The organism is Mycolicibacterium sp. XJ870 (assembly GCF_053483975.1).
In genome coordinates, this window is the sequence record NZ_JBEFTI010000012.1 from 89652 (window position 1) to 111842 (window position 22191).

Below are 22191 nucleotides of genomic sequence, written 5' to 3' on the forward strand. Positions count from 1 at the left end.
ATGCAGCCACTCATCTGATTGTTGTGAGGTGGATCATGCAATGATCTATGCTCATATGTCAACGGGACTGCACATATGTGCACACGGGCGGGAAGGGATGCGGCATGGGGCCCGATGAGCTGTTGCAACGCGTAGTGGTCGCACGGCGCTACTACCTCGAAGGACGCACCAGAATCCAGATCGCCGAAGAGTTCGGGATCTCCCGCTTCAAAGTTGCGCGGATGCTCGACGAGGCACTCGAATCGGGCATGGTGGAGATCAAGATCCACAATCCGGGAGCCATCGACGTCGAGTTGTCCACGGCCCTGCAACGCCGGTACGGGTTGGACCACGCCTACGCGGTGACGGCCGAATCCAGTGATACCGCCAATCGGGTCGCCGCGGTGGCCAAGGCCACAGCCGAACTGCTGCAGTCGATTCTGCGGGATGGCGACGTGGTCGGCGTGGACTGCGGCCGCACCCTGGCGCACATCGCCGATCACCTGACCGCGCTGCCGCCCTGCGACGTCGTACAGCTCACCGGCATGGCCGGAGCGATCAGCCACAACGGTGCCGACCTGGTCCGCCGGATCAGCGAAGTCAGCGGCGGCAAACCCTGGCCGCTCTATGCCCCGCTGGTGGTATCGGATGCGCGTACCGCCGCCAGCCTGGCCGGCAATCAGCAGATTCAGGAAACGTTCTCCCAGCACGCCAAAGTCAGTTGCGCCCTCGTCTCGGTGGGCGCCTGGATCGAGGGTGCGTCACAGGTCCACGGGTCACTGACGAGCGAGGAAGTGCGGCAGCTGGACGCTGCCGGAGTGTCCGCCGAAACCTGTGCCCTGCTGCTGGATGCCGATGGCAATCGGCTGGCCGGTCTGGATGACCGCCGGATGGGCATCGACGAGGCCACCCTTCGGGCGATTCCGACGGTCATCGCGATCGCCACCGGTCCCGAGAAGATCGCCGCGACGCAGGCCGTGCTGCGGTCCGGAATGGTTTCGTCATTGGTCACCGACGTCGAAATCGCCGCCGCGGTACTCAAATAGCGACAACACCGAAAGGGTCCCGATGACGGAAACAGAGCAGCCCACAGTCGATTTCGACTTCCGGCTGGACGGCAAGACGGCGCTGGTGACCGGTGCCGCGTCGGGGATCGGCGCCGCTATCGCCGCGGCGTACGCCACCAAGGGAGCCCGCATCGCAGCCCTGGATCTCAATACGTCAGGCGCCGAGGACGCGGCACGCACCCTCGGTGCCGATAACCGAGGATTCCATTGTGATGTCGCCGATCCCGAGTCGGTGACCAAGGCGGTCGACGCCGTCGCCGAAGCGTTCGGGCGGATCGACATTCTGGTCAACAGCGCAGGTATCGCGCGCCTGGCACCCGCCGAGCAACTGTCCCTGGCGGATTGGGACACCACGATCCAAGTCAACCTGCGCGGCACCTTCCTGATGTGTCAGGCGGTGGGAAACCGGATGCTGGAGGCCGGCGGCGGTTCGATCATCAACATGGCCTCGCAGGCCGCGACGGTCGCGCTCGACCAACACGTGGCGTACTGCGCCTCCAAGTTCGGGGTCGTCGGAGTGTCGAAAGTCCTTGCCGCCGAATGGGGTGGCCGCGGCATCCGCGTCAACACCATTTCGCCCACCGTGGTGCTGACCGAGTTGGGCCACCGTGCTTGGGACGGTCCTCGCGGGGACGCACTCAAGAAGCTGATCCCGACCGGCCGGTTCGCATATCCGGACGAGATCGCTGCCGCCGCCGTGTTCCTGGCGTCGGATGCCGCCGGAATGATCAACGGCGCCGACCTGCTGATCGACGGCGGCTACACCATCAAGTAACCGCTCACACCAGCGTGGCTGTGCCGTCGGCGTGCACCTGAACCTTGGCCCCGGCGATGTCTGCCGCCACGGTCGCCGCGGCCTCCGATCCGTCGGTGATCCGCGCCAGCGTGCGGGCGTCATCGGGGGTGCGCACGGCCAGAAAGGCCTTGTCGGGCAACCCCTCGCGATTGAACGGCGTCGTCCACGACTCGACGGTTCCCGTGCCCGACCATTCGACGGCGAGCCTGCGAACCGGCTCGGCGTCGACGGTGGATTGTACGTTCTCCCAGCGGAATTCATGTTCCGGCGGCTCGGTGCCGTACACACCGAAGCTGTGCTTGGTGAGGTAGCCGCCGTTGGCGGTGATCAGGCCGCGTGTCCCCGGATCGGCCACCAGTTTCTCGGCCATGGTGGCGATCGAGTGGGTCACGTAGTTGTTCCATGGACCGCCTGCGAAGGTCAGGCCACCGGTGACGGTGAGCGGACGGGACGGATCATCCAGCGGCAGACCGAGTTCGGCAGCCGCGACCTGAACGGCTGACGGAAAGCACGAATACACGTCGACCAGATCGATGTCGTCGACACCGGTCTCGGCCAGTTCCAGCACTCGGCGCCCGGCGATCCTTATCGCCGGAGACCGGTGCAACTCCGCACGCTCGCCGATCGCATAGGTGTCGTGTGAATCTGTGCCGGCGTACGGGAAAACCCAACGGTCTCTGGGAATCTGCAAATACGTCGCCTTCTCCACGGTGGTGAGGATGAGCGCGGCACCCTGGTCGACCATGTTGTTGGAGTTCATCAGTTTGGTGTATGGCCAACTGATCATCCGGTTGCCGGGGCCGGGTTCGGCGATCTGCTCGGCCGTCAACCGCTCCCGGCTCCACGCGTGCCCGTTACCAGAGGCGACCGCACTGAAATCCGACCACAGTTCGCCGATCCGGCGGCGGTGCTGATCCGGAGTTTCCCCGGCCGCGATGCGCAGCGCCTGCTCGAACATCGGATAGACGAACGCCGGGCGGTCCAGGTTGATGCGGAGCTCGGCGTCGCCGGCCATCGGCACGCCCTCGTGGGCGCCGGGGGCCTCGGGCACCGCGTCCTCCTGCCGGGTCCAGTCCGGTTTGGCCCCGCGTGCCCGCAACCGGCTACGGGTCCGCCAGGCCTCGGCACCGGCGATCAACACCACCCCGGCGCGTCCGGCCATCAGGTCCAGGCAGGCCTCATTGACGAGGGTCTGCGGCACGTTACCGCCGACCCCGGTGTAGCGCGTCGTGGCGTCAGTAGCGGAGATACGTTGCGCGAGAAGCAGACCCGGGTCGCGATAGTGCCAGGACAGCAGGTTGACGACCCGCACGGAGTCGACGGCCTGAAGCAGCCGTGGATCTGCGGCTACCTTGGCGGCCGCCGCCATCAGGTCGACCGGCTCCACCTGGGGATTGTCATCATGCTGATTGACCTGGCCGTACCCGACCAGCACCGGCGTCCTGGGGGCGATTGGCATGCAGTAGAACCTAGCTGACGCGGTAGGTGGTTATCCGGCGCCCATTCGGGTACCCCGATCGCACCCGCTGTTCACCGACATCAGTCACGATGGAAGATATGAGCGACGCGACCCTCTCCCCGGCCCTGACCGACCAGGAGCTCGAACAGCTCGACGCGTACTGGCGCGCCGCCAATTACCTGTCGGTCGGACAGATCTATCTGCTGGACAATCCGCTTCTGGCCGAACCGCTGTCGCCTGAACACATCAAACCCCGGCTGCTCGGACACTGGGGCACGACTCCGGGCCTGAACCTGCTCTACGCGCACCTCAACCGCATCATCCGGGACCGCGACCTCAGCGTCATCTACATCACCGGACCCGGTCACGGTGGGCCCGGCCTGGTGGCCAACGCCTATCTCGAAGGCACCTACAGCGAGGTTTACACGGGAATCGGTCAGGATGCCGATGGCATGCGAAAACTGTTCCGCCAGTTCTCTTTTCCCGGCGGAATCCCCAGTCACGTGGCTGCCGAGACACCTGGGTCGATCCACGAAGGCGGCGAACTCGGGTACGCGCTGGTGCACGCCTACGGCGCCGCGTTCGACAACCCCGACCTGGTGGTGGCGTGTGTGGTCGGCGACGGCGAAGCCGAAACCGGACCGCTCGCCACCAGCTGGCATTCCAACAAGTTCCTCAACCCCGTCACCGACGGGGCGGTGTTGCCGATCCTGCACCTCAACGGCTACAAGATCGCGAATCCCACAGTGTTGGCCCGGATTCCGCAGGAGGAGCTCGAATCGCTGTTCTTCGGCTACGGATACCGGCCGATCACGGTTGCCGGCGACGACCCGGCAAATGTCCACCAGCAGTTGGCCACTGCGATGGACGAGGCTTTCGACCAGATCGCCGCGATTCAGCGCGCGGCGCGACTCGACGGCGAGCCGGGCCGTCCGCTCTGGCCGATGATCATCATGCGAACACCGAAAGGCTGGACCGGTCCGGCGAAGGTGGACGGCAAGAAGGTCGAGGGCACCTGGCGCGCACACCAGGTGCCGCTGTCGGAGACCCGCACCAATCCCGAGCACATGGCCGAGCTCGAGCAGTGGTTGCGTAGTTACCGACCCGAGGAGTTGTTCGACGACACCGGCGGGCTGCGGGAAGACCTGCGTGCCTTTGCGCCCAGCGGTGCGCGCCGGATGAGCGCCAACCCGCACGCCAACGGCGGGCTGCTGTTGCGCGACCTCGACCTGCCCGATTTCACCGACTACGCGGTCGCCGTCGACAAACCAGGCGTCGAGGCAGCTCAAGCTACAGGGGTGCTCGGCACGTTCTTGCGCGACGTCATCGCGCGGAACCCCGACCGGTTCCGGCTGATGGGCCCCGATGAAACGGCGTCCAACCGCCTGTCGGCGGTCTTCGAATCCACTGATAAGACCTGGCAGGCCGAGACCAGCCCGGACGACGAGAACCTCGCGCCCGATGGCCGGGTGATGGAGGTGCTCTCCGAACACATGTGCCAGGGCTGGCTCGAGGGCTATCTGCTGACGGGCCGCCACGGCCTGTTCAGCTGCTACGAGGCGTTCGTGCACATCGTCGACTCGATGCTCAACCAGCACGCCAAGTGGCTGTCGAGCAGCTCGCACCTGTCCTGGCGCCGTCCCATCGCCTCGCTCAATTACCTGCTGACCTCTCATGTGTGGCGTCAGGACCACAACGGCGCATCGCATCAGGACCCCGGGTTCATCGACCACGTCGCCAACAAGCGGCCCGAGGTGGTCCGGGTGTACCTGCCGCCGGACGCCAACACCCTGCTGTCCGTCGCCGACCACTGCCTGCGTAGCCGCCAGTACATCAACGTCGTCGTAGCGGGCAAGCAACCAGGGCTCACCTACCTGACCATGGACGAGGCCGTGGCCCATTGCACGCGCGGGCTGGGGATCTGGGAGTGGGCCAGCACGGCTGGCGGAGGGCAGGAGCGTAGCGACCCGGGAAGTACCTCAGGTGACCCCGACGTGGTGCTGGCCTGCGCCGGTGACGTCCCGACGTTGGAGACGCTGGCCGCCGCCGACATCTTGCGCCGGAAGCTGCCCGACCTGTTGGTGCGGGTGGTCAATGTCGTCGACATCATGCGGCTGCAACCGGAGTCGGAGCATCCGCACGGCTTGTCCGACCACGAGTTCGATTCGATATTCACCACGGACAAGCCGATCATCTTCGCCTACCACGGCTATCCGTGGCTGATCCACCGGCTCACCTACCGTCACGCCAACCACGATCAACTGCATGTGCGCGGGTTCAAAGAGCGCGGAACTACGACGACGCCGTTCGACATGGTGATGCTCAACGACCTGGACCGTTTCCATCTGGTCATGGACGTCATCGACCGCGTCGACGGACTCGGTGCCAGCGCGGCAGGGCTACGCCAGGAAATGGCCGATGCCCGGCTGGCGGCTCGCGCCTACACCCGCGAGCACGGCGAGGACGATCCGGCGATCTCCGGGTGGACATGGGACTCCGACTACCGCCCTGCCAGCAAACTGTGACGAATTCCCCAACTGAATGTGGGCAGGTCGCCGGTATGATTGCGGCAAATGTCTGACCAGAGCGCCGTGGCGGCACCCCCTCACCCACTGGTAGCCCAGCTTTCCGCACTGCACCATTTCCGGGTATACGCCGACATCGCGATCGTCGTGGTTGTGCTGGCGATCACCAACCTGATCGCGCACTTCACCACCCCGTGGGCAAGCATCGCCACCGTCCCCGCCGCGGCGATCGGTCTGCTGGCCCTGGTGCGGGCACGCGGCCTGGGGTGGGCCGAGCTGGGCTTGGGTCGAGAGCATTGGAAATCCGGCGCCGGGTACGCGCTGGCCGCGGTGGCGCTCGTGGTCACGGTGATCGCCGTGGGCGCGCTGTTGCCCTGGACGCGCCCGATGTTCATGAACGACAACTATGCGACCCTCTCGGGTGCGCTCATCGCGTCGATGATCATCATCCCGCTGCAAACCGTGATTCCCGAGGAACTCGCGTTCCGCGGCGTACTGCACGGTGCACTGAACCGGGCCTGGGGTTTTCGCGGTGTCGCCGCGGGTGGGTCGCTGCTGTTCGGCCTCTGGCACATCAGCACGTCCCTGGGTTTGACGAGCAGTAACGTCGGGTTCACGCGACTGTTCGGCGGTGGGATCCTCGGCACGGTCGCCGGCGTGGTTCTGGCTGTGGTGGCCACCGGCATCGCTGGTTTCGTCTTCACCTGGTTACGTCGCCGCAGCGGTAGCCTGTTGGCTCCGATTGCGTTGCACTGGTCACTGAACGGGATGGGCGCGCTGGCGGCCGCCCTGGTGTGGCATTTGTCGACCTGACTCGGATCTGGCAGCGCGCTTGCGGGCTCGGAACTGCCGGTTCTTCAGTTTGTTGCCGCAATCGGCCATATCGCACCAGGTTCCGCCGTGGTTGCGGGACCGGTCGTAGAACGCCCAGGCGCATTCGTCGTTCGCACACGCTTTGAGTCGTGCCCAGGTTCCGTCCCTCTGCGCGTCACGGACCACCAACAGCAGTTCGACCAGCCGCTCGGCCACCGTGTCACCGGTCGCGAACAGGTCCATCCGACCGTCGGGACCCAGATCGACCCGCGCGGTGGCACCCGCGGCGGCACGGCGCAGCGTCTCTAGTGCGGCCGCATCCGGGGGCGGGCCACCCGCGTTGTGAATCAGCAACCGGCGCAACGCCTCCCGGACTTCGCGCAGCACACTGAGTTCTGCCTCCGTCGGATCGGAGCCGGCAGCGAGCAACCCGTTGGTGACCAGCCAGGACGCGGCCTCGGCCGGATCGGCCAACCGGTCCGGCCCGTCAGGCAACTCGACGGTGTTCACCAAGGCCTGCACACGCACCAGCGGCCCCGGAGCGGGTTTGGTCTCGGCATCCCCGGCCCACGGCGTCATGCATCCAGTCTACGTCACCCGTGACCGGCTAAACAGATTGACCAGTCACCCATGACTGGCGTAACGTTTTAGGCAGTCACGATCCGAGAGGATCGGACATCCAGAAACTACGAGGTAGCGGCTATGAGTGACAACCGAATTTCTGCGACTCCCGCCACCGACCGCGTGGTCGACGCGCATCCCGCCTGCCGACCCTCGATACATGCCCGGCTCACGGCATGGCTGCGACCGGGCAAGCTCGACGCCATGCTGGCCGTCGGTGTGGCGGCCCCGTCGGGCAGCCCGCTTGCCGTACGCGCCGACAGGCTGACGTCCACCTCGGAACGGCAGATGATCGCCCGCGCGCTGCGCCGCGCGGTGAGTGAAGCCGCACAACCACAAGGCGCCAGCGTGCACCTGTCCACGCGGATCCCGCTGCACCGCACCAACATCGCGGCGGCCGAGCCGATGATCGACGCCATCACGCTGCGGCTGCATTCGCCGCGGCCGGTGAGCGCCCGCGGGATGGCGCGGCTGAATCGAGTGCTGAGCGACGGCAGCGGACCGCTGTATGCATACGGTCGCGGTGATCTCACCGGCAGGCTGGGTGCAGCGCTCGCGGCGCTCTGAGCCTGCTGTCTCGCCGAGACCGACGAAGTGGTCGAAATCCGTACGGCGGTTTCAGCGCATGGCGGCGCTACGGCGACAACACCGCCGCGCCGGAAATGCGACCAGTGCTCAGATCGTCAAGTGCCTGGTCGGCACGAGCCATCGAATACTGCGGCGTGGTGACCTCGATGCGGTGCTCCGCGACGAACGCCAGAAAATCCCGCGCGTCAGCACGGGTATTGGCGGTCACCGAGCGGATCTCGCGTTCCTGGAACAGGTGCTGCTGATAGTTCAGGCCCGGGATATCGCTGAGGTGGATTCCGGCGACAGCCAGCACGCCGCCGCGATCCAGCGCTGCCAGCGCGGGTGGCACCAGTTCCCCGGCGGGCGCGAAGAGGATTGCGGCGTCGAGCGGCTCGGGCGGCATTTCGGACGCGCCCTGTGCCGACGAGGCACCCAAGGCGAGCGCCAGTGCGCGGGCCGGCTCGCTCCGGGTCATCACGTGCACCCGCGCGCCTTGGGCAAGCGCCACCTGGGCGGTCAGATGCGCGCTGCCGCCGAAGCCATAGATTCCCAGCCGCCCGCCGGCAGGCAAGTCGGTGCGCAGCAGAGCGCGATAGCCGATGATGCCCGCGCACAGCAGCGGCGCCAGCTCGGTGTCGGAATAACCGCCCGGGAGCCGGTGCGCGAATGCCGCGGGGACGGTGGTGAATTCGGCGTACCCGCCGTCTGCGTCCCAACCGGTGTACAAGGACCGCGGACAGAGGTTCTCCCTGCCGCGGGTGCAATAGCCGCAGCGACCGCAGGTGTGGCGTAACCACGCCACCCCGACGCGGTCCCCCGCGCTGAACACGCCTCTGGCATTCGCACCGACAGTGACCACTTCCCCGATGACCTCGTGGCCCGGTATGACGCGCGGCCGGTGCACGGCCAGATCGCCTTCGGCGATATGCAGGTCGGTGCGGCAGACGCCACAGGCCCGTACCGCGACGAGCAGGTCGTCAGCACCCGGTTCGGGTCGCGGGACCGTCACGCGTTGCAGCGGACGTGAACTCACCGGACCGGGACTGACGACCTGCCATGCGGCCATGGTGGCCGTGGTCATGACCTTATGGATTCATATGACCGCACAATGCTCAGCCAAGGCCATTTGTCCGATGGCTCATTACTGTTTGCGCGTTGCTGCGGTGTAGCCCAGAGTCAGTACGACCGCCACGACGATGCTGATGATCCAGCGGATCCAGTCGATACCGCCGGTGTCCGCATTGCCCTCACCTGCGATCAAACCCCAGAGCCAGTAGCCGGCAAGCGCACCGACTATGCCGATTACGACGGTGATGATCCATCCCATGGCCTGCTGCCCTGGGATGAGCAACCTTGCCAGAATTCCGATGATTGCACCGAAGATGATCGTGCCAATGATGGTTCCCACGAGGGCCTCCCTTTCCGCTGATCCATCAGATGTACCCGGCGAACGTAACGATTCGGTTGGCTAATTGGGAACGATCAGCGCTCGGTGAATGGCGGCCCGGCGCAGCCAATGCCGGGGTGGGCAAACGAATATCACATTGTCGCGGGGTCGGCGGTTGACTACTCTCATCAATATCTGGCAACTCGCTGTTGACCTGCGTGGCGCCGACCGAGTCTGACGCCGCCGGCTTGGGAAAGGTGGCGATGTGCAGCGTAGACGTCGCGCCGGGTCGATGACCACGAAGCCGCTGCCCCCTCAGGCGGCGGCCTTCGTTCGGCCGGCGGCTATCTCACATATGCCCCATCAGCCACATCGGACACACCAGTAACAGCTGGCAGTCAGCAAACATAACAGGCCTTTGACGTAGGAGGCAGAGATGAAGGCACTGATCGGATTGGCCGTCGGCGCATTGGCAGCGAGCGGCATCGCACTGGCGACCGCGTCACCGGCAAGTGCCGGCTGCCAGGGCGGCTGGACCCCGTGGGGCGGCGGCACCACGTGCGACGGGCCGATCGCCCATGACGGCACGTTCCAGCGATGCGTGACCGCGGGTGCGATGGGCTTCGGTGGCACCAACTGCTACCTGCTCAACGTCAACAACCTTGCCGGCAACGTGCCGTACGTCGGACCGTAGGGCCCGCCCGGCGGGTCAGGCCGGGGGCAGCATCTCCGGAGGAGCATCGGTGACCGGAACCGGGACGCCGACGCCTGGACGCGCCGGTGGCGCATTCGGGTCTGGCGGCGGTGGCGGTGCGTTGGGGTCCGCCGGCGGAGGCGGTGGCGGACCCCATGGCCGGATCGAGTTGGCCAGGGCCACAGCGGCACCCTTGTCCACCGGATTGTTGGCCGAACCAAGCCAGACGACGAACCAGCGCTCGGGCGCACGCTGCCCGCGCGGAGTTCCCGGCGGCGTCGGTGCGCCTACCACGCCCGCCCAGATCTGACCGGTGGGCTTGTTGGCGTCGGTGAACTTGACCTCGTAATACGAAGCAACGCCGGTCATTCCGTTCGCGTCGAGCGGCACCGTCTCCTGGTTCAGCCGAGTCCCCGGGAACGGCATGAAGAACTCACCCATATCCGACGCCAGCCGAACAGCAGCCTTGCTGTTGTCTGCCTCGGCTCCGGCGAACAACTTCAGGTCCAGACGACCCAGCAGCACGCTGGTGTCATTGGGCGGCTCCGGGGTGCCCTCCGGCGGAACCTTGGTCAACAGCGCCTGCCCATACGACAGCTGGGTGGCGTCGGACACCGTCCAACCTTGCGGCACAAGATAACTGAACCCGCCTGCGGCGTTGTCCACGCGGCCGGGTTCGGGTGCCGAAGGCGGCGGGGGCGCATTCGGATCAGCGGGCGGCGGCGCAGGAGCGTTCGGATCGGCGGGCGGTGCAGGCGCCGGTGCGGGCGCGCCAGGAGCCAGGGGTGCGCCAGGAGGCACGGGTGCGGGTGCTGGTGCCGGTGCACCCGGAGCGGGTGGTGGCGGTGCGGGTGCACCCGGAGCGGGTGGTGGCGGCGCCGGTGCCGCCGCGCCCGGCGCGGCGGGCAGGAAGGTGTTGCCAGGCGGCGGAGGTGGCGGCTCAGGATCCGCATGCGCCACCGTCGGCAGCGCCACGGCCACCGCAACTGCACCGGTAACCGCGGCCAGCGTCAGCTTCTGTGACAGGCCTCTGCGTCGATGTGACATCGCGTCCGACTCGTCCATGGGGAAGAAACTACCGTGTTACCGCCGTGACGCAAGTGTGAGTTGCTCTTAGAGTGTTTATCTGAGCGATTGCTGTGAACCGAACCTGACCATGCCAGACGCATTTTCGTCGTTGCTGGCGCAGCAAGGCTCCGCGCGCCACGCCCGGACCGCCTGATGCGGCCCATACCCCGCGGCGACGGAGAACTGACCAGTTCATCGGAGACCGGCCGCAGCTCGTTACGGCGCCGGATGCACAGCTACTTCCTGAGCCTTGACGGAGAAGAACACTCGCTCGCCTGGCGCCAGCCGCAGCTCGGCGGCCGACTCCGCGGTGATGTCCGCGGCCAGCCCGGGCGCACCGTCGGGTTGCTCGTCGGCGCGCACCCGGATTCCCGGCCCGCGGCTGTCCAGCTCCGCCACGGTCACTTCGACGGTGTTCCGTGGACTGCCGTGCGGCCGCTCCCGGTACACGGCGACCGCCGCCGGGGCGAAGACGGCTACCGCAGAACCGCCCGCCACGACACCGGCAGCTGGACTGCCATGCCAGCGTGCATTCCATGCCGTGGTGAGCACGCCGTCGCCCGCCGCCATGCCACTGACCAGGTTGACGCCGGCGAACCGAGCGGCAAAACGACTCTTGGGTACTGCCAAAACGGCTGCCGTAGAACCACTTTCGACCACCTTTCCGGCATCGAGGACGAGCACCCGGTCGGCCAGGGTCAGCACGTCCAACAGGTCATGGGTGATCATTACCGCGCACCGGCCGTCGCGGGTCAGCACACCGCGCAGCACCTTGCGCATGGCAGCCGCCGCGGCAACGTCCAGCCCCGCCAGCGGCTCGTCGAGCAAGAGCACCTCGGGGTCGGCGGCAAGCGCGCGCGCCAACGCGACCCGCTGCGCCTGCCCGCCGGAGAGCTGACGCGGCCGCCGGTGAGCCAGGTCCGCGGCATCGACCTCGGCCAGCCACCGCTGCGCGTGTGCGGCGGCCTCCGCCCTGGCCAGACGGTGCGTGCTGCGCGGACCGAACGCGACGTTGGCGGCCACGCTCAGGTGTGGGAACAACAGGGGATCCTGCAACAGCAGGCCCACCCGGCGGGCGTAGGTGGCGATCTGCACTCCCGCCGCAGTGTCGGTCAGCACCTTGTCCCCTACCTGGATACGGCCGGGGTGCGGATCGACGAGACCGGCGATCGCATGCAATGTGGTCGATTTGCCCGCGCCGTTGGGCCCCAGCACAGCCAGCACCTCGCCTGCGGCCACATCGAATTCGACGTCGAGACCGCGGTGCTCGACGACGGCATGCACCTGTAGGCGGGTCATGTCCAACCGCCGACCCGCAACCGACGGCTGCCCAGCCCCACGACGACGACTGCCGCCACCGCGACCAGCAACACCGACAACGCCACGGCGGCGTCGGCGTCGCTCTCCCGTTGGAGATAGATCTCCAGGGGTAGCGTGCGGGTGATCCCCTCACGGGATCCGGCGAAGGTCAACGTGGCGCCGAACTCCCCGAGCGCGCGAGCGAAGGCAAGCACCGCGCCTGACATCAGCCCGGGCCCGAGCAGTGGCAGTGTCACCCGCCACCACACCGAGCCGGGACGCGCTCCCAACGTTGCCGCGACCACCTCGAAGTCCGCGCCCGCGGTGCGCGCCGCACCCTCGAGTGAGATCACCAGGAATGGCAGCGACACGAACGTCTGCGCCAGCACCACCGCGGCCGTCGTGAACGCGATCTGTACGCCGGCCGCCTCCAGGTACCGCCCGATCAGCCCGAGTCGGCCGAATGCGTACAACAACGCGATCCCGCCCACCACCGGAGGCAGCACCAGGGGTAGCAGGATCAGCGGTCGAATGAACCGCACCACCAGGCCGTCGCCGCGGGCCAGCACCAACGCCAACGGAACACCAAGCACCAGGCACAACAGCGTGCTCGCGGCAGCGGTCTTCAAACTGAGAAACAGCGCGGCGGTCGACGCGTCACTGGTGATCAGCGACCAGAACCGCGGCCAGTCCACGCGCGCGGCCATCGCGACCACCGGCAGCACAACGAACCCTGCACCGAGCGCGGCAGGCAGGTAGATCCAGCGCGGCAGGCCGGGCGAGGTCTTCAAGGCCTGCTGAGGGCGCTGGTTTGCGTCATTGGAGAAACCCTAGGTGAACCGGATGACCGGCACTTGGCGCGTTGAGTTTCGTGACCTAGCTACTGTCCAGTAACATCGGTCGTTGATCGTCCCCAACCGGCGCGGCGATCCCTGGTACATGGAGGTACATCATGGCGGAGGTGCTGGTCACCGGCGGCGATACGGAACTCGGTCGCGTGATTGCGGCAGGTTTCCGGGACGCCGGACACAACGTCGTCATCGCCGGCTCTCGCCGCGACGACCTCGAGGTCGCCGCCAAGGAACTCGACGTGGAGTCGATCGTGTTCGACAACACCGATCCCGCGAGCCTCGAAGAGGCCCGCAGCCAGTTCCCGCGCCACCTCGACACGCTGGTCAATGTGCCGGCCCCGCTGTGGGAAGCCAAGGATCCGCGCACCTACACGATGACCGATCTGGCCGCGGCCTGGCGCAACGCGCTCGACGCCACCGTGGTTTCGGCCGCGCTGACGGTCCAGATGGTCGGCGATCATCTGCGATCGGGTGGCTCGATCGTCAACGTCGTGCCGGAAAGCCCGCGGCAGGGCAGTGCGGAAGCCGCCGTCAAGGCGGCTCTGGCCGATTGGACCGCCGGACAGGCGAGTTACTTCGGCACCCGTGGAATCACCGTCAACCTCGTCGCCTCGGGCCGCAGCGCCGAACCGGGCTACGACGGGCTGGGCAGCACGCCGCCGTCGGTCGCCGACGAGTTCACCCGGCTGGCTCTGTTCCTCTCCACGCCGGCTGCCCGCCACATCACCGGGCAGACACTGCACGTCAGCCGCGGCGTCCTCGCCTCTGTGGGATAACACGTTAGGGTCGGAGAAGTGACAATCCGACTCGGACTTCAGATTCCCAACTTCTCCTACGGCACCGGCGTTTCGGAACTCTTTCCCACCGTCATCGCCCAAGCCCAAGAAGCCGAGGCCGCCGGCTTCGACTCCGTCTTCGTGATGGACCACTTCTATCAACTGCCCGGACTGGGCGCTCCCGAAGAGCCGATGCTTGAGGCATACACCGCTCTGGGCGCGCTCGCCACGGCGACGCAGAACGTTCAGCTGGGCACGCTCGTCACCGGCAACACCTACCGCAACCCGACCCTGCTCGCCAAGGCCATCACCACACTCGACGTGATCAGCCAGGGCCGCGCGATTCTCGGTATCGGCACCGGCTGGTTCGAACTCGAACACGACCAGCTCGGCTATGAATTCGGCACATTCACCGACCGCTTCAACAAGCTCGGCGAGGCCCTGCAGATCATCCTGCCGATGCTCGCCGGGGAGCGCCCGACGTTCTCCGGCAAGTACTACCGGACGGTTGAGGCAGTGGCCAATCCCCGCTTCCGCGACCACATTCCGTTGATGATCGGCGGCAGCGGTGAGAAGAAGACCATCCCGCTGGCCGCCCGGCACTTCGACCATCTCAACATCATCGCGGGCTTCGATGAATTGGCCCGCAAGCTGGACGTCGTGCGCAAGAGCTGCGAGGAGATCGACCGTGACCCCGCGACTTTGGAGACCAGCATGCTGGTAGTCGCGTTGATCGGTGAGCATTTCACCGCGGACGTGATTCCGGATGACTTCAAGCAGCAGGCGGTGTTCGGTAGTCCCGAGCAAGTGGCGGAACAGCTCAAGACAAAGGTCTTCGACGCCGGTGTGGACGGGGTGATTCTGAGCCCGGTGACCATGGGCGGCTACGTGCCCGGCGGCGTAACAGCAGTCGGCGAAGCGTTGAAACCACTGATATCCGGGTAAACATTCGGCGTGGTTGCCCATCTCACCGCACCGAGGGGAATCGCGCCGACTAACCTATCGGTTGTACCAAGTGGGAAAACGTCCGCGAGGAGCAGCAATGAGCCACCCGGGAGCTACGGCGTCGGATCGGCATAAAGTCGTCATCATCGGATCGGGTTTCGGCGGGCTGACCGCCGCCAAGACCCTCAAACGTGCCGACGTCGACGTCAAGCTGATCGCACGCACCACCCATCACCTGTTCCAGCCACTGCTGTACCAGGTCGCGACCGGGATCATCTCCGAAGGCGAGATCGCCCCGGCCACCCGCGTCATCCTGCGCAAGCAGAAGAACGCGCAGGTGTTGCTGGGCGACGTCACCCACATCGATCTCGAGAAGCGGACCGTGGACTCCGTTCTGTTGGGCCACACGTACTCGACTCCGTACGACAGCCTGATCATCGCGGCCGGCGCAGGGCAGTCCTACTTCGGCAACGACCATTTCGCCGAGTTCGCGCCCGGCATGAAGTCGATCGACGACGCACTCGAACTGCGCGGCCGGATTCTCGGCGCATTCGAGCAGGCCGAGCGGTCGAGCGACCCGGTGCGTCGGGCCAAGCTGCTGACCTTCACGGTGGTGGGTGCCGGACCGACGGGTGTCGAAATGGCCGGGCAGATCGCCGAATTGTCCGATCAGACCCTGCACGGCAGCTTCCGCCACATCGATCCGACCGAGGCCCGGGTGATCCTGCTCGACGCCGCTCCCGCCGTGCTCCCGCCGATGGGCGAGAAGCTGGGAAAGAAAGCACAGGCGCGTCTGGAGAAGATGGGGGTCGAGGTGCAACTCGGCGCCATGGTCACCGACGTCGACCGAAACGGGTTGACCGTCAAGGACTCTGACGGCACTCTCCGGCGTATCGAATCGGCCTGCAAGGTCTGGTCCGCCGGGGTATCGGCGAGCCCGCTCGGCACGGATCTCGCGAAGCAGTCCGGAGTCGAGCTCGACCGGGCGGGCCGGGTCAAGGTTCAGCCCGACCTGACGCTTCCGGGCCATCCGAACGTGTTCGTGGTCGGCGACATGGCGGCCGTGGAGGGCGTGCCCGGTGTGGCGCAGGGCGCGATCCAGGGTGGAAAGTATGCCGCCAAGTTGATCAAGCGCGAGGTCAGCGGCACCAGCCCGAAGATCCGTGCGCCGTTCGAGTTCTTCGACAAGGGCTCGATGGCGACGGTGTCGCGGTTCTCCGCAGTGGCCAAGGTCGGCAGGCTGGAATTCGCCGGGTTCTTCGCGTGGCTGTGCTGGCTGGTGCTGCACCTGGTCTACCTGGTCGGGTTCAAGACCAAGATCGTCACCCTGCTGTCGTGGACGGTGACCTTCCTGAGCACCAAGCGAGGTCAACTCACCATCACCGAGCAGCAGGCATATGCCCGCACCAGGATCGAGGAACTCGAAGAGATCGCGGCCTCGGTGCAGGAGACCGAGAAGGCGGCGTCCTAAGCGTTCACGCCGGTAGCCGGTCGCCTTGCCAGGTGGCCAGACTGCCGCCGCGCGCCAGCGTCAGCACCGCCCCCAGCCCTTCGAATGAAGGTGCGGGATAGCGCAATTCGCTGATGCACGCGCGGGGTGAGGCCAATGCGTCGTCGCCGACGGCACCGCAGCCCAGCTCGATGCTATGCCGCAACAGCGGTGTGGTGTCACCGGCTGATGTCACGTCTGCGTGCAGCGTCCCGGCCCAAAAACCCGCCTGCTCACCGGATCTGCCGATCTGGACCCGCTCCCGCAGCCGCACCTGAGCGGTGTCGGCAAGCTGCAGCCGCGTCGTGGTCTGATGCACAGAGCCACCGGCCACCACGGTCGGTTGCGGATCCAGGTCCAAATGTCCGGCCGCCTCGATCTCCCAGAGCGCGGTCGAGGCCGGCGTCTCCGCGCCGGGCAACACCAATGTCGCGGCAACCGTCCGGATCCGCAGCCGAGCACCGGCTTCGACCACCACGCGCACCGTCAGCGAGTCGCCGCCCAGCGGCGTGGCGGCCGTGGACACCAGGTGCACGGTGTCGAGTTCGGTACGACGACCGGTGAGCCCGCCGACGGCCTCGATCCGCGGCAGCCGACCGGGGCATGCCACGATGACGACCTCGGAGTGCATCAGACCGACTGCGCCTGCGCGGCCTCCAGCTGCTCACGCACCCAGGTCAGCACCGGGCCCGCCGAGGGGTCGTCGATCAGCGAGATGAGCACCGTCGGCCGGTGTGCACGGGCCTTGGCCGCGTCCCGGCGCATGACGTCCAGATCAGCGCCCACCAGCGGGGCGAGGTCAGTTTTGTTGACCACCAACAGATCCGAATACGTCACGCCCGGCCCGCCTTTGCGCGGCACCTTGTCGCCGCCTGCCACGTCGACGACGAAGATCTGCACGTCCACCAGACCAGAGGAGAACGTCGCGGTGAGGTTGTCGCCACCGGATTCGACCAGGATCAGGTCCAGGGCCGGGTTGGCCTCGATCAGATCGTCGATGGCGTCGAGGTTCGCGGTGATGTCGTCGCGGATCGCGGTGTGCGGGCATCCCCCGGTCTGGACGGCCGCGATCCGCTCGTCGGGCAGCACCGCATGCCTGCGCAGGAAGTCCGCGTCCTCCGTGGTGTAGATGTCGTTGGTCAGGACGGCCAGCGAGAGCTCGTCGCGCAACTGCCGGCACAACGCGGCCACCAGGGCGGTCTTGCCGGAGCCGACGGGACCGCCGACACCGATGCGCAACGGCTCGCCGGGCTGCCGTACCCGTTTCGGGCGATCGGCGTGGGTGTGCGGTTCTCCGTCGAGGAAATGCGGTGGCATGGCAGGCCTTTCACGAGACAAACAGCGGACGCTCGCGTTCGGTGTGGCGCTGGGCCAGCACGTCGAGCAACGGATCGGACAGGTCGGCCAGCCCGGCGGCGGCCTCGGTGGCGACTGCATCACACAGTCCCGACAGCTCGAATGTCAATGCGGCCACGTCTCCGGGGTCCAACGCGAGTAGCCGCTGGGCGGCGGTGGCCGACCCGGTCATCGTCGTGTACACGACCGACAGCGCGGTCTGCGGAGGATGCAGTCCACCGGCAGCGCCCACCGCTCCGGCCGCCACCGCGAGATGCGGCCGGGTGCCCAGCGCTGCCCACTGCTCACTCGGCCACACCCGCCGGGCCAGCCGGACCAGTCCGCGCCCCTGAGCCCGGGACGCCTCGCGGGCCGCCGGGGCCGGTGTGCGCGCGTCGGTTTCGGCGTCGGCGTTCTCGCGCGTCAGCGCACCGGTGTGCACCGCGACCGCCAGCGAGGCGGTCACCAGGCCGTGACTGCGGATACGCCGCACGAGGTAGGCACGCAACGTGGTGAGGTCGGTGAGCAGGCCGCTCGTCACCGCCTCCTCGGCACCGCCGGAATGGACGTGCCCGCCGGTCGGCAGGCGCGAGTCGGCCAAGGTCAGAAGTGTTGCGAGACTGCTCATCTAGAAGAGGAAGTATCGCTGTGCCATGGGCAGCTCGGCGGCAGGCTGTTCCTGCCAGACGTCGCCGTCGATGCGCACGGTAAAGGTGTCCGGCTCGACCTCGATACGCGGCAGCGTATCGTTGAGCGGCATATCCCGTTTGCCGACTTTGCGAACATCCTTGACCGCAACCAGCTTTCGACGGATATCGAGACGGTCCGCCAGGCCATCCTCGATTGCCTGGGGTGCCACGAAATGCACTGAGGTGGCGGCCGCGGCCGCCGGTGCAGCGCCGAACATCGGCCGGGGCAGCACCGGTTGCGGGGTGGGAATCGAGGCGTTGGCATCGCCCATCGCCGCCCAGGTGATCATTCCGCCCTTGAGCACGGCGTGTGGGCGGACCCCGAAGAAGGCGGGCTCCCACAACACCAGATCGGCGAGCTTGCCCACCTCGACCGAGCCGACCTCGTCATCGAGGCCGTGCGCAATGGCCGGGCAGATGGTGTATTTCGCGATGTAGCGTCTGGCTCGGTTGTTGTCGGCGGGACCGTCCCCCTCAAGCGCTCCGCGCCGACGTTTCATCACATGCGCGGTCTGCCAGGTGCGCAGCACCACCTCGCCGACTCGGCCCATCGCCTGTGAGTCGCTGCCGATCATCGAGATGGCGCCGATGTCGTGCAGCAGGTCTTCGGCCGCGATCGTGGACGGTCGAATCCGACTCTCGGCGAACGCCAGGTCCTCGGGGACAGCGGGATTGAGGTGATGGCACACCATGAGCATGTCGAGGTGCTCGTCGAGTGTGTTGACGGTGTGCGGCCGGGTCGGATTCGTCGAACTCGGGAGCACGTTGGCGTGGCCCGCGACGGTGATGATGTCGGGCGCGTGGCCGCCACCGGCCCCCTCGGTGTGATAGGCGTGGATGGCGCGTCCGTTGATCGCGGCCAAGGTGTCCTCGACGAACCCGGCTTCGTTGAGCGTGTCCGAATGCAGATTCACCTGCACACCCGCCGCGTCGGCGACCCTCAGGCACGCGTCGATCGCTGCCGGCGTCGTGCCCCAGTCCTCGTGCAGCTTGAAACCTGCTGCGCCACCGCGGAGTTGTTCCCACATCGCTTCGGCACTCACGGTGTTGCCCTTGCCCAGCAGCGCGACGTTGAGCGGCCAGGAGTCCAGCGATTCCAGCATGCGCGCCAGATGCCACGAGCCTGGTGTGACAGTGGTGGCCTTGCTGCCCTCGGCCGGGCCGGTGCCGCCCGCCACGATCGTGGTGATTCCGCCGCCGAGCGCTTCGGCCATGATCTGCGGACAGATCAGGTGCACGTGGCAATCGATCGCGCCCGCGGTCAGGATGCGGCCGTTGCCGGCGATGATCTCCGTGGACGGGCCGACGACAAGGTCGGGATGCACGCCCGTCATGATGTCGGGATTGCCCGCCTTGCCGATGGCCGTGATGCGACCGTCACGAATACCGATGTCGGCCTTGATGATTCCCCAGTAATCGATGATAACCGCCCCGGTGATCACGGTGTCGGGGGCACCATCGGCGCGGGTGGCCCTGGCCTGCCCCATCGATTCGCGTAGCACCTTGCCGCCGCCGAACACCGCCTCGTCACCGGCGAGGGCGGGACCCCCGCTGCGGTCCTCGGTGATCTCGACGAACAGGTCGGTGTCGGCGAGTCTGATGCGGTCACCGGTCGTCGGGCCGAACAGCGCGGCGTAGCGTGCCCTGGTCAGTTCGGTCATGAGGGCGAATCCAATCGGCCGGGCGGGTCGAGACTGATGCCGTGTACTTCCCGCCTGCCGCCCAGCGGGACGAGGGAGACACGTTGGGCCACACCGGGTTCGAAGCGCACCGCGGTACCTGCCGGGATGTCGAGCCGGTGGCCGCGGGCGGCCGCCCGGTCGAAGTCCAGCGCCGCGTTGGCCTGCGGCAGATGGACATGGCTGCCGACCTGCACCGGCCGGTCGCCGGTGTTGACGACGTCGAGCGTCAAGCGTGGGGCACCGGCGTTGAGCTCGATTTCACCTTGGCCGAACACGATTTCGCCTGGAATCATCGGGCCTGGCTCAAGCGATCGGTTGGTGGACGGTGACCAGCTTCGTGCCGTCCGGGAAGGTCGCCTCGACCTGGACGTCGGACAGCATCTCGGGCACTCCCTCCATGACCTCGGCACGGCCGAGCACAGTGCGCCCGCTCACCATCAACTCGGCGACCGTGCGGCCGTCGCGTGCACCTTCGAGCAGGTGATCGGTGATCACGGCGACAGCTTCGGGATGGTTCAGCCGCAGCCCTCGAGCCTGCCTGCGGCGCGCCAGTTCTGCTGCATACGAGATCAGCAGCCGGTCTTGTTCATGCGGCGTTAAACGCATAGTGCGCGATATTGCCATGACGCGCGCAAATCAGCAGCGCTCGCCTGCAGACTCGCTACGCCGCGCTCGATTCGTCGGGGACGTTCTGCAAGCGGACCTGACCGCGCGCCACCGGACGGTCGTTCTCGTCGGTGATGGTGATCAGCCACAGCTGCTGGCGGCGTCCGCGGTGAATGGGTGTCGATACCGCGGTTACCGTGCCCGACCCGATGGCACGCAGAAAATCCGTGTTGTTGTTGACGCCCACGACGGTTCCACCGCCGTTCTCCGACAACCAGACATGTCCGGACACACTGGCCAGGCTCTCGACGATCGCGCAATACACGCCGCCGTGCACAATCCCCCACGGCTGCAACAGTTTGTCGTGAATTGTCAGCTGGGCACGGCCACCGTCCGCACTGAGGTCGAGATAGGTGAGGCCGAGTTCGGTGTCGAATCCTTTGCCGAGCCCTTCAGGGCGGCCGGCGGGCTCTGCTGTGGTCACAGCCTCCGTGTCTACACGGCTCCTACAGATAAAGATGCGGGCGGGTCCCGCGCGTTCAACGCGGGACCCGCCCTCGAGTGGACCGGGGGTCTCTGCAGCCCTCAGGACTCCGGCTCGGTCCGTTAGCCTCGTACCGAAAGAATAGGCAAGGCTGCCCTAATTAAGCAAGACCTTCCCTGCCCGGCCGGCCCCGCGGACGGGCAAACCGAACCCCACCAGCGCGTCGAGCACCGCCTGACCCCGGCGCATGCTGACCAACTCGCTGGAGCCGGCGAGCAGCGGAACCTGGGTGGCTGCACTGACAACAGCAGCGCCGACCATGTGCCACATGGCGGCAACCGACATGGCCCCGCCACTGATTTCCGCCAACCGCAGGAAAAGCGGTTCCAGCGCACGATGGCTGCGGTGCGCCACCCAGGTGGTCAGCGCCGCCTCATTGGGCAACCCGACGATCCCGTCGCGCGCGGCGCTCGCGATCCGGGTGACCCCGCCCCGGAAGTACGGATCGTCGGGCAGCGCCCGCAAGATCGGGTCGACAACGCCGACCCAGTCGATAGCCCCCTCCGAGTCGACGTGTACCCACAGGTTCTCCAGGCCGGTATCCCAGGCGCGACCCTCCAACACCAGCAGCGGCACCACTCGACCGATGACGACGTGCGCAAGGGTGGCCGCCAACTGCTGGGCCACCGCGGCGCGGTTGTCGGTCTCGGCGCTCGCGACGTCGAACATCACCTGCAGGCGGTCACCGCCGAGCGCCTCTGCCAGCGGCCACCACCGTCTGCGCGACAGATCACCCATGACGGCAACGCCGTAGACCCGCGGGCACTCCGGATACAACTCGCGCAGACGCCGGCTCGACTCATGCAGCGGCAGTGTCCGCGTGAAGGCCATCCCCGCGATCAGCGGATCCTCGATCAAAACCGTCATGACACCTCCGAAGGCTCCAATGTGACTTAGGTTAGCCTTACTATAGTGAAGAGTTCATCGAGGACCAGTCGCTGTGACCCGATTCACAACAGGGCCGCGAACGGTCGGTGACCTTGCAATTAACGCTCA

At 66.8% G+C, this 22191-nt stretch carries 24 protein-coding genes; 9 read left to right on the top strand and 15 right to left on the bottom strand.

Annotated elements, in window-relative coordinates; all coding sequences use genetic code 11:
* The first annotated feature begins 104 nt into the window (after positions 1–104).
* Complete coding sequence (locus ABQF30_RS28605; RefSeq protein WP_448470260.1) at positions 105–1025, top strand: sugar-binding transcriptional regulator; 921 nt, start codon at positions 105–107, stop codon at positions 1023–1025.
* A gap of 22 nt (positions 1026–1047) precedes the next feature.
* The gene (gene dthD, locus ABQF30_RS28610; RefSeq protein WP_448470262.1) at positions 1048–1821 is read left to right on the top strand and encodes a D-threitol dehydrogenase; all 774 of its coding nucleotides are present in this window, start codon (positions 1048–1050) and stop codon (positions 1819–1821) included.
* Between the two features lie 4 nt (positions 1822–1825).
* Here the strand turns inward: dthD and ABQF30_RS28615 are convergent, their stop codons facing one another.
* Positions 1826–3301: an acetyl-CoA acetyltransferase gene (locus ABQF30_RS28615; protein WP_448470264.1), complete on the bottom strand. Its 1476-nt coding sequence runs from the start codon at positions 3299–3301 to the stop codon at positions 1826–1828.
* A 98-nt stretch (positions 3302–3399) separates the two neighbouring features.
* Between ABQF30_RS28615 and ABQF30_RS28620 the strand changes: the two genes are divergently transcribed.
* Together ABQF30_RS28620 and ABQF30_RS28625 are read left to right on the top strand one after the other, a co-directional pair.
* The gene (locus tag ABQF30_RS28620; protein WP_448470266.1) at positions 3400–5826 is read left to right on the top strand and encodes a phosphoketolase family protein; all 2427 of its coding nucleotides are present in this window, start codon (positions 3400–3402) and stop codon (positions 5824–5826) included.
* A 48-nt stretch (positions 5827–5874) separates the two neighbouring features.
* Positions 5875–6639, top strand: a complete 765-nt coding sequence (locus ABQF30_RS28625) for a CPBP family intramembrane glutamic endopeptidase (RefSeq protein ID WP_448470268.1) — start codon at positions 5875–5877, stop codon at positions 6637–6639.
* Here ABQF30_RS28625 and ABQF30_RS28630 read toward each other — a convergent pair.
* Positions 6583–7218: a CGNR zinc finger domain-containing protein gene (locus ABQF30_RS28630; RefSeq protein ID WP_448470270.1), complete on the bottom strand. Its 636-nt coding sequence runs from the start codon at positions 7216–7218 to the stop codon at positions 6583–6585. The two genes, ABQF30_RS28625 and ABQF30_RS28630, sit on opposite strands and share 57 nt — an antisense overlap.
* Positions 7219–7341: 123 nt before the next feature.
* On the opposite strand from ABQF30_RS28630, the gene ABQF30_RS28635 reads away from it, so the two are divergent.
* Positions 7342–7827, top strand: a complete 486-nt coding sequence (locus ABQF30_RS28635; protein ID WP_448470272.1) for a hypothetical protein — start codon at positions 7342–7344, stop codon at positions 7825–7827.
* Positions 7828–7894: 67 nt separating this feature from the next.
* On the opposite strand, the gene ABQF30_RS28640 is transcribed toward ABQF30_RS28635, so the two are convergent.
* The gene (locus ABQF30_RS28640; RefSeq protein ID WP_448470274.1) at positions 7895–8911 is read right to left on the bottom strand and encodes a zinc-binding alcohol dehydrogenase family protein; all 1017 of its coding nucleotides are present in this window, start codon (positions 8909–8911) and stop codon (positions 7895–7897) included.
* A 60-nt stretch (positions 8912–8971) separates the two neighbouring features.
* Complete coding sequence (locus tag ABQF30_RS28645; protein ID WP_448470276.1) at positions 8972–9238, bottom strand: GlsB/YeaQ/YmgE family stress response membrane protein; 267 nt, start codon at positions 9236–9238, stop codon at positions 8972–8974.
* 415 nt (positions 9239–9653) lie between these two features.
* Here ABQF30_RS28645 and ABQF30_RS28650 point away from each other — a divergent pair, with 415 nt between their 5' ends.
* A complete protein-coding gene (locus tag ABQF30_RS28650; RefSeq protein ID WP_448470278.1) occupies positions 9654–9911 on the top strand; it encodes a CDGP domain-containing protein in 258 nt (85 codons plus the stop codon).
* A gap of 15 nt (positions 9912–9926) precedes the next feature.
* On the opposite strand, the gene ABQF30_RS28655 is transcribed toward ABQF30_RS28650, so the two are convergent.
* The 3 genes from ABQF30_RS28655 to ABQF30_RS28665 form a co-directional block, all read right to left on the bottom strand.
* Positions 9927–10976 (bottom strand): alanine and proline-rich secreted protein Apa, encoded by a 1050-nt coding sequence (locus ABQF30_RS28655; RefSeq protein ID WP_448470280.1) that lies wholly within the window; start codon positions 10974–10976, stop codon positions 9927–9929.
* Positions 10977–11195: 219 nt separating this feature from the next.
* The gene (locus tag ABQF30_RS28660) at positions 11196–12278 is read right to left on the bottom strand and encodes a sulfate/molybdate ABC transporter ATP-binding protein (protein WP_448470282.1); all 1083 of its coding nucleotides are present in this window, start codon (positions 12276–12278) and stop codon (positions 11196–11198) included.
* On the bottom strand, positions 12275–13069 hold the full coding sequence (locus tag ABQF30_RS28665) for an ABC transporter permease (RefSeq protein WP_448470284.1): 795 nt from the start codon (positions 13067–13069) through the stop codon (positions 12275–12277). Before ABQF30_RS28665 ends, ABQF30_RS28660 begins: the two co-directional genes overlap by 4 nt.
* Before the next feature lie 161 nt (positions 13070–13230).
* Here ABQF30_RS28665 and ABQF30_RS28670 point away from each other — a divergent pair, with 161 nt between their 5' ends.
* The 3 genes from ABQF30_RS28670 to ABQF30_RS28680 all read left to right on the top strand — a co-directional run bounded on the left by ABQF30_RS28670 (position 13231) and on the right by ABQF30_RS28680 (position 16321).
* On the top strand, positions 13231–13905 hold the full coding sequence (locus tag ABQF30_RS28670; RefSeq protein ID WP_448470286.1) for an SDR family oxidoreductase: 675 nt from the start codon (positions 13231–13233) through the stop codon (positions 13903–13905).
* 18 nt (positions 13906–13923) lie between these two features.
* Positions 13924–14850, top strand: a complete 927-nt coding sequence (locus ABQF30_RS28675; protein WP_448470288.1) for an LLM class F420-dependent oxidoreductase — start codon at positions 13924–13926, stop codon at positions 14848–14850.
* Positions 14851–14947: 97 nt separating this feature from the next.
* A complete protein-coding gene (locus ABQF30_RS28680) occupies positions 14948–16321 on the top strand; it encodes a type II NADH:quinone oxidoreductase Ndh (protein WP_448470290.1) in 1374 nt (457 codons plus the stop codon).
* A 4-nt stretch (positions 16322–16325) separates the two neighbouring features.
* On the opposite strand, the gene ABQF30_RS28685 is transcribed toward ABQF30_RS28680, so the two are convergent.
* From ABQF30_RS28685 to ABQF30_RS28720, 8 genes are all read right to left on the bottom strand, one after another.
* Positions 16326–16970 (bottom strand): urease accessory protein UreD, encoded by a 645-nt coding sequence (locus ABQF30_RS28685; RefSeq protein WP_448470292.1) that lies wholly within the window; start codon positions 16968–16970, stop codon positions 16326–16328.
* Positions 16970–17656, bottom strand: coding sequence for an urease accessory protein UreG (ureG, locus tag ABQF30_RS28690; RefSeq protein ID WP_448470294.1), 687 nt, complete (start codon positions 17654–17656; stop codon positions 16970–16972). Before ureG ends, ABQF30_RS28685 begins: the two co-directional genes overlap by 1 nt.
* 10 nt (positions 17657–17666) lie before the next feature.
* On the bottom strand, positions 17667–18302 hold the full coding sequence (locus ABQF30_RS28695; RefSeq protein ID WP_448470296.1) for an urease accessory protein UreF: 636 nt from the start codon (positions 18300–18302) through the stop codon (positions 17667–17669).
* On the bottom strand, positions 18303–20024 hold the full coding sequence (locus ABQF30_RS28700; RefSeq protein ID WP_448470298.1) for an urease subunit alpha: 1722 nt from the start codon (positions 20022–20024) through the stop codon (positions 18303–18305).
* Complete coding sequence (locus ABQF30_RS28705) at positions 20021–20338, bottom strand: urease subunit beta (protein ID WP_448470300.1); 318 nt, start codon at positions 20336–20338, stop codon at positions 20021–20023. Before ABQF30_RS28705 ends, ABQF30_RS28700 begins: the two co-directional genes overlap by 4 nt.
* A 10-nt stretch (positions 20339–20348) precedes the next feature.
* Positions 20349–20651 carry an urease subunit gamma gene (locus tag ABQF30_RS28710; protein WP_448470302.1) on the bottom strand — a complete coding sequence of 101 codons (303 nt, stop codon included), beginning with the start codon at positions 20649–20651 and terminating at the stop codon, positions 20349–20351.
* 55 nt (positions 20652–20706) lie between these two features.
* Positions 20707–21135, bottom strand: a complete 429-nt coding sequence (locus tag ABQF30_RS28715) for a PaaI family thioesterase (RefSeq protein WP_448470304.1) — start codon at positions 21133–21135, stop codon at positions 20707–20709.
* Positions 21136–21291: 156 nt separating this feature from the next.
* Positions 21292–22062 carry an iron reductase gene (locus ABQF30_RS28720; protein ID WP_448470306.1) on the bottom strand — a complete coding sequence of 257 codons (771 nt, stop codon included), beginning with the start codon at positions 22060–22062 and terminating at the stop codon, positions 21292–21294.
* Between the last annotated feature and the right edge of the window lie 129 nt (positions 22063–22191).

Coding starts and splice junctions, on each gene's coding strand:
- ABQF30_RS28635 (WP_448470272.1), top strand. CDS start 7,342: ATGAGTGACAACCGAATTTCTGCGACTCCCGCCACCGACCGCGTGGTC.
- ABQF30_RS28615 (WP_448470264.1), bottom strand. CDS start 3,301: ATGCCAATCGCCCCCAGGACGCCGGTGCTGGTCGGGTACGGCCAGGTC.
- ABQF30_RS28660 (WP_448470282.1), bottom strand. CDS start 12,278: ATGACCCGCCTACAGGTGCATGCCGTCGTCGAGCACCGCGGTCTCGAC.
- dthD (WP_448470262.1), top strand. CDS start 1,048: ATGACGGAAACAGAGCAGCCCACAGTCGATTTCGACTTCCGGCTGGAC.
- ABQF30_RS28620 (WP_448470266.1), top strand. CDS start 3,400: ATGAGCGACGCGACCCTCTCCCCGGCCCTGACCGACCAGGAGCTCGAA.
- ABQF30_RS28720 (WP_448470306.1), bottom strand. CDS start 22,062: ATGACGGTTTTGATCGAGGATCCGCTGATCGCGGGGATGGCCTTCACG.
- ABQF30_RS28710 (WP_448470302.1), bottom strand. CDS start 20,651: ATGCGTTTAACGCCGCATGAACAAGACCGGCTGCTGATCTCGTATGCA.
- ABQF30_RS28685 (WP_448470292.1), bottom strand. CDS start 16,970: ATGCACTCCGAGGTCGTCATCGTGGCATGCCCCGGTCGGCTGCCGCGG.
- ABQF30_RS28625 (WP_448470268.1), top strand. CDS start 5,875: ATGTCTGACCAGAGCGCCGTGGCGGCACCCCCTCACCCACTGGTAGCC.
- ureG (WP_448470294.1), bottom strand. CDS start 17,656: ATGCCACCGCATTTCCTCGACGGAGAACCGCACACCCACGCCGATCGC.
- ABQF30_RS28655 (WP_448470280.1), bottom strand. CDS start 10,976: ATGGACGAGTCGGACGCGATGTCACATCGACGCAGAGGCCTGTCACAG.
- ABQF30_RS28705 (WP_448470300.1), bottom strand. CDS start 20,338: ATGATTCCAGGCGAAATCGTGTTCGGCCAAGGTGAAATCGAGCTCAAC.
- ABQF30_RS28640 (WP_448470274.1), bottom strand. CDS start 8,911: ATGACCACGGCCACCATGGCCGCATGGCAGGTCGTCAGTCCCGGTCCG.
- ABQF30_RS28650 (WP_448470278.1), top strand. CDS start 9,654: ATGAAGGCACTGATCGGATTGGCCGTCGGCGCATTGGCAGCGAGCGGC.
- ABQF30_RS28670 (WP_448470286.1), top strand. CDS start 13,231: ATGGCGGAGGTGCTGGTCACCGGCGGCGATACGGAACTCGGTCGCGTG.
- ABQF30_RS28695 (WP_448470296.1), bottom strand. CDS start 18,302: ATGAGCAGTCTCGCAACACTTCTGACCTTGGCCGACTCGCGCCTGCCG.
- ABQF30_RS28605 (WP_448470260.1), top strand. CDS start 105: ATGGGGCCCGATGAGCTGTTGCAACGCGTAGTGGTCGCACGGCGCTAC.
- ABQF30_RS28680 (WP_448470290.1), top strand. CDS start 14,948: ATGAGCCACCCGGGAGCTACGGCGTCGGATCGGCATAAAGTCGTCATC.
- ABQF30_RS28630 (WP_448470270.1), bottom strand. CDS start 7,218: ATGACGCCGTGGGCCGGGGATGCCGAGACCAAACCCGCTCCGGGGCCG.
- ABQF30_RS28700 (WP_448470298.1), bottom strand. CDS start 20,024: ATGACCGAACTGACCAGGGCACGCTACGCCGCGCTGTTCGGCCCGACG.